Source organism: Zarconia navalis LEGE 11467 (assembly GCF_015207075.1).
Lineage (GTDB): Bacteria > Cyanobacteriota > Cyanobacteriia > Cyanobacteriales > Geitlerinemataceae > Zarconia > Zarconia navalis.
Window position 1 is genome coordinate 1 of record NZ_JADEXN010000416.1, and the last position, 5,198, is coordinate 5,198.

A 5,198-nucleotide genomic window follows, 5' to 3' on the forward strand; every position below is an offset into this window, starting at 1 on the left:
CGGGAACCATCGATCGACTCGGATACAACACTGGAGATCGACCGCAGACAATATACATTTATGAGTATTTCCCAAGTGCGATCGCGCCGTTTCTCCCAACTCTACTCTCATCTGCGCGCCGTTGCCCGGATGGGGCTGCTTCCCTGGCGAGCTATCGCCCTGGCAACGATTGCCACCCTCGTTTTAGTCTGTGGTAGCACCCTCATGCCGTCTCCTGCATGGGCGGGTTTACACGATGATAACTTTGATGGCAATATCTTTGCCCTATATGCGGGAAATGGTTCTTTGATTCCGCCCAAAGTGAATTTAAAAGAATCTCTCAAGCAGACAAAACGACCCACATTGCTGACGCTGTACATCGAAGATAGCGAAGATTGCAAAATCTTCTCGGCGACAATTTCCCAGCTACAAGCATTTTACGGTCGCCACACCAATATCGTTCCGGTCAGCGTCGATGCCATCGTGCCCAAATCTGAGTACGAACCCAACGAACCGGGATATTACTATCGAGGTGTGGTTCCGCAAACCGTGTTATTCGATACTGCCGGAAACGTTGCGTTCGATGAAAGTGGAGTTGTGGAATTTGAGAAAATTGACGATCGCTTTCGTGAGGTATTCGACTTGCTGCCGCGTTCTGAATCAGTTGAGTTGAAACGCCGACCCATTAATGAAGTGAACGCCGAAATCCAGCGTTAGTGCGGTTGAAATGGCGATCGCACCTTTCCCACCCGACTTGGAGATCGAACTGTGTCCTCTATTTTGCCCCTCAAAACCATTCTGTTGCAAACCCTATTGCTACTGGTGACGATTGCCATTGAGTCTTGGGTGTTGCGCAACCGTCTGAATTTGCCCCGCAAACTCAGTATTATGTATGCGGCGATCGTCAATTTGCTATCGGTTTCAATTAGTTGGTTGGCTTTTTTCGCCGTCGAGCCAGAATTCTTACCGCCCACTCTCAAAAATCAACTCATTCACTATATTTTAATTGGGAGGCTATCGAGCAGTGCTTCCCAAGCTTTTGAATTTTGGGCGATCGTGATTGGGTTTGCCATCTTTTTTGTCACCCTCCAAGTTAAAGTTCAAGCGCTCTATCTTTTGCAAATCACAGGCGCAATTCCCAGTCGAATGGTGCAGCAAGATCGAGTTATTCAGCGCCACAAGCGATTAATTATTCGTAGAGAACAAACACTCGCAATTTTAGCCGCTCACGGGTTGAGTCACAGTGCAATGCTAGTCATTTTAGTGATTCTGAACCTACAATTATTGAGAGTGTGATGGGTGAAGAGATTATTCTAAAATCGTTATTTCGATATCGTTATGGCAACTCCAGTTGAATGGTTTAATAAAAACCTAAAACCGAAAAAACTCTTTTCTTGGCAAACCTTAATTCTGGTTAGTCTAGTTTTATGGCTGTTTTTGGCAATTGTATATTTGTCAGAGCTTTACTACCCCACCGAAGCCTTACAACTTGAGAATGAAGATCGGGATGCTTTCATTCGATCGAGCTTGTTATTGTTAAGCGTGGGCCTGGCATGGTGGCAAATCGAAAACCCCATCAGAATAGGGAATTTTTCCCTCAGACCTTGGATTTTGAGCGCTCTGGCTTGCTTGTTATTTTTTCCCAGTTTGCTGACGGGAGAAATTCCCGCCTTTGCCTGGATTATTTGGCCGATTCTGGCAGCGGGAATTGCCATTTTCCCCAAAGTGCGTAGAGGAAAAGACAAATGGCAAGTTCCCCCCCTCGAAGAGCGATCTCAACTGTTGATGCTCGGGTTGAGTAGTTTAATTCTCAGTTCTTGGCTGGGTTTTGCCTTCCTCGTCGAACATTGGACCCAAGACTATCCCGAACTCGCCTCGGCCGATGTGAGCCGCAGTAACTTTGTCGTGCGCGTGGGCAACGCGCCCAACACGGACGGCAAGGAAATTTTAGACCAAACCGTCAGCCAAATCGCGGGGGAAGTCAACGGTCAAACTTGGGGTAGTATCGAGCGATTTCTCTTCAATCTCCAATTGGGGCGCGTCAATATCCAAGAGCAAGTGATGAACCAATTGCAAGGTATCGTCGATCGCGATCGCTGGTCGGTACAAGTGGAAATTGTCCCAGAAACGGAATACGATGTGAGAATTTTTGCTCGCAAGACCGCTACGAGTGCCGGTCGATCGGATTACTTACTCAGCAAAACCTGCCAGATTCGCCCCGATACTCGAATGCCGATGGACTCTCCCGCATACCCGGCAGGAATGCTCAATTGCAAATCCACTCAATTTACCTTTGAGTAATACCCTCCCTGGAGAATTGACAATTGACAATTGACCGTGAACAATTAGGGTTTAAAACCTTCAAGGGCTTGTACGTTCCGAATCTGGGTTTAAAAATCTAAAAATCGTCGTTCGTTGTCCGTTAAATGATTCAAGTCAATTTGGGAAGCATCTCGACGATCGCGGCGAATGTCTTTCGAGAGGTAATTCGCGATCGAACCCTGTATCTGGTGGCATTGTACGCCCTCATTTTACTCGCCGCCGTTTTGCTGCTGCCGGAAGTCGCCGCCGGAACCCAAGATAAAATGACCCTCGATATCGGCTTGGGGGCAATGAATATACTGGGCTTAATTGTCACCGTTTTTATCGGCACGGGTTTGATTAATAAAGAAATCGAGAAACGCACCGTCTTGGTGTTAATCTCCAAACCCGTCGGCCGAGGGGAGTTCGTTGTCGGGAAATTCTTGGGATTGTCTGCAGTTCTGGCCGTTCTAATTGCGGTGATGACGGCGATTTTTATCCTCGTCCTCAAACTTAATGAAATTCCCTTTCCCCTCGGCAGTATTCTCGTCGCCTCGCTGTACCTATTCTTCCAGCTTTCCCTAATCGTCGCCGTTGCCATCATCTTTGGCGTGTTTGCTAGTTCTCTTCTAGCCACCCTGCTCACCTTTAGTATTTATCTGATGGGGCATTTCAGTCGCGATTTGTTGCAACTCGCGGAGGTGTCTGACAATGCGAGCATTCAACCCCTGGCCAAAAGCTTGTATCTGATTTTACCGGACTTGGCTCGCCTGGATGTCAAAAACGGTGCAGTGTACGGCAGTGCGGCTTTACCGGAGATCGGAACCCTTTTGCTCAATGCCCTCTATGGTTCGATCTATACCATTTTGTTATTGTCTGTGGCGACGGTGGTGTTTTCCCGGCGAGAGTTTTGAGTCGGTTGATTTCCTGGCATCGAGGCGATGGCTTGGCGGCCGAAACTTACCGCATTCGGCGGCACAGCCATCAGAAAATCGTCGATTTTAGGTAGACATAAAGAAAAGATAAAAACGAGCGCCCCATCGCTGTCTAAAAGGAGACAATACATTCGGGTCAGTCGAATTTGAGTGGAGAAAATTTTTGGACGAGGGAGATCGAAACAACGGTAGCTCGGATATAAAGGTCGATCCGATCCGAATTCTCTCGATCGAAGATGCTCCAGAGGAAGCCAACCTGTTCGGCACCTTGCTCATGCCAGTCGTTCGGACAGTCCCCTTTGTCGTCACCTACGCCAAAACCCCGAACGAGGGACTCGAAAAGCTATCCCTTGCCAATTTCGATCTGGTGTTGCTCGATCTGTCTTTGCCCGATTGCAACGGACTCGATGGGTTTCGGCAAATTTACGCCAAAGCCCCCCAGATTCCCACCATCGTTCTGAGTAACTTCGATGATGCCGATCGAGCCGTAGAAGCCGTCCGCGAGGGAGCGCAGGACTATCTGGTTAAAGGTCAGATCGATAGCCGATTGCTGGTGAGATCCATTTGCTACGCGATCGAACGGCAACGGTTGCGCTGGGGAAAGTACGATCCCAACGGGCCACAAGGGCAAGAACGAGAACTCTTGCTGCTCGAAAATTTAACCACCAGTCAAGCCACGATTGTCGCCTCGAAACTCTACGGCAATCTCCCCCTCAAAGAAAGCGTCCCCGATGACTTCGGACAATTCGTCCAACAGTACGGTCAACTGCTCGATCGGGCATTAGAACAACGAACCTATCGAGTCAGCCACCCCATCTCCGAAGGATTGCGGGGGATGGCAGAACAGTTAGGCTTTCTCAAAGCCAGTCCTCGGGATATTATCGAGCTTCACACCCAAGCCATCAAACACAAAATTGCCGATGTACCATCTCCCAAAGCCCAGGCTTATATCGAAGAAGCTCGAATTATGGTGCTAGAACTGATGGGCTTTTTAGTGTCCTATTACCGGAAATATCATTTGGCTTTGAGTCACGTTTACCCCAGAACCAAATTAGAGTCATAAGCCAATAGACTGATTCGGGCGCTCGTGCAAATCTTTCAGCTGCAAATTTTTATGTAAGAAACTGTAAGATCGAACCTAAAGTTGACATCCTTTTTCCATCAATCCAACGCCCGATCGCGTTTCTAATCAATATCTAATGAATAAAATCGTACTGAAGCTATATGTCACCGGTCAAACCCCAAGAACGAAACGGGCGATCTCTAACTTATACCAGATTTGCGAAGAAGAATTACCCGACAATTACGAAATCGTCATCATTGATGTTTTGGAACATCCCGGCCTTGCCGAGTCGGAAAAAATACTCGTCACTCCAACATTAATCCGACAACTCCCACCACCGCTGAGGCGTACCATTGGCGATCTCTCCAATAAAGATCGGGTGCTGATGGGTCTAGAACTCGACTCGCCTTATTGAGGAACGAGTTGACGAAAATAATTTCAACTGTTAGAGCGACGAGCGCAAACGTTCATGAATTTAATACATACACTATCTGACAACGAACAGGAATGGGTGGAAAAGCTCGAAACGGGTATCGCTGGCTTCGATCTGATTGCTGAAGGAGGATTGCCCAAGTGGGCCACAACGCTGGTGGCAGGGACAGCCGGTAGCGCCAAAACCGTTTTTGCCAGCCAGTTTCTCGCCCAAGGGATTCTCGAAGCGGGAGAAACGGGGGTCTTTGTCACCTTTGAAGAATCTCCCAAAGCCCTACGCAAACATATGCGGAGTTTTGGCTGGACCATCGAAACTTGGGAAGCCGAGAAGAAATGGGCGTTTGTCGATGCATCGCCGCCGCCGGGAGAAAAACCCGTGGTCACCGGAGAGTACGATCTCGGGGCGCTCATTGCCCGAATCGAGTATGCCATTCGATCGATTGGGGCCTCGCGAGTCTCCATCGATTCTTTGGGGGCCGTATTTACCC

7 protein-coding genes are annotated in these 5,198 nt (G+C 48.5%); all 7 read left to right on the forward strand.

All coding sequences use genetic code 11. The annotated features are described in order from the left end of the window. Positions 1-696, forward strand: a 696-nt coding sequence (locus IQ235_RS18325; RefSeq protein ID WP_319592624.1) for a thylakoid membrane photosystem I accumulation factor, incomplete at its 5' end; no start/stop codon positions are given. A 51-nt stretch (positions 697-747) separates the two neighbouring features. Beyond that, positions 748-1,275 carry a filament integrity protein FraC gene (gene fraC, locus IQ235_RS18330; protein WP_264322855.1) on the forward strand — a complete coding sequence of 176 codons (528 nt, stop codon included), beginning with the start codon at positions 748-750 and terminating at the stop codon, positions 1,273-1,275. A 42-nt stretch (positions 1,276-1,317) separates the two neighbouring features. After that, a complete protein-coding gene (locus IQ235_RS18335; protein WP_264322856.1) occupies positions 1,318-2,280 on the forward strand; it encodes a DUF5357 family protein in 963 nt (320 codons plus the stop codon). Between the two features lie 125 nt (positions 2,281-2,405). Continuing rightward, positions 2,406-3,194: an ABC transporter permease gene (locus tag IQ235_RS18340; protein WP_264322857.1), complete on the forward strand. Its 789-nt coding sequence runs from the start codon at positions 2,406-2,408 to the stop codon at positions 3,192-3,194. Between the two features lie 184 nt (positions 3,195-3,378). Beyond that, positions 3,379-4,278 (forward strand): response regulator, encoded by a 900-nt coding sequence (locus tag IQ235_RS18345; protein WP_264322858.1) that lies wholly within the window; start codon positions 3,379-3,381, stop codon positions 4,276-4,278. 136 nt (positions 4,279-4,414) lie between these two features. Further along, positions 4,415-4,693, forward strand: coding sequence for a circadian clock KaiB family protein (locus IQ235_RS18350; protein ID WP_264322859.1), 279 nt, complete (start codon positions 4,415-4,417; stop codon positions 4,691-4,693). A gap of 54 nt (positions 4,694-4,747) precedes the next feature. After that, positions 4,748-5,198: ATPase domain-containing protein (locus tag IQ235_RS18355; protein WP_319592625.1), on the forward strand; the 451-nt coding region annotated here is incomplete at its 3' end.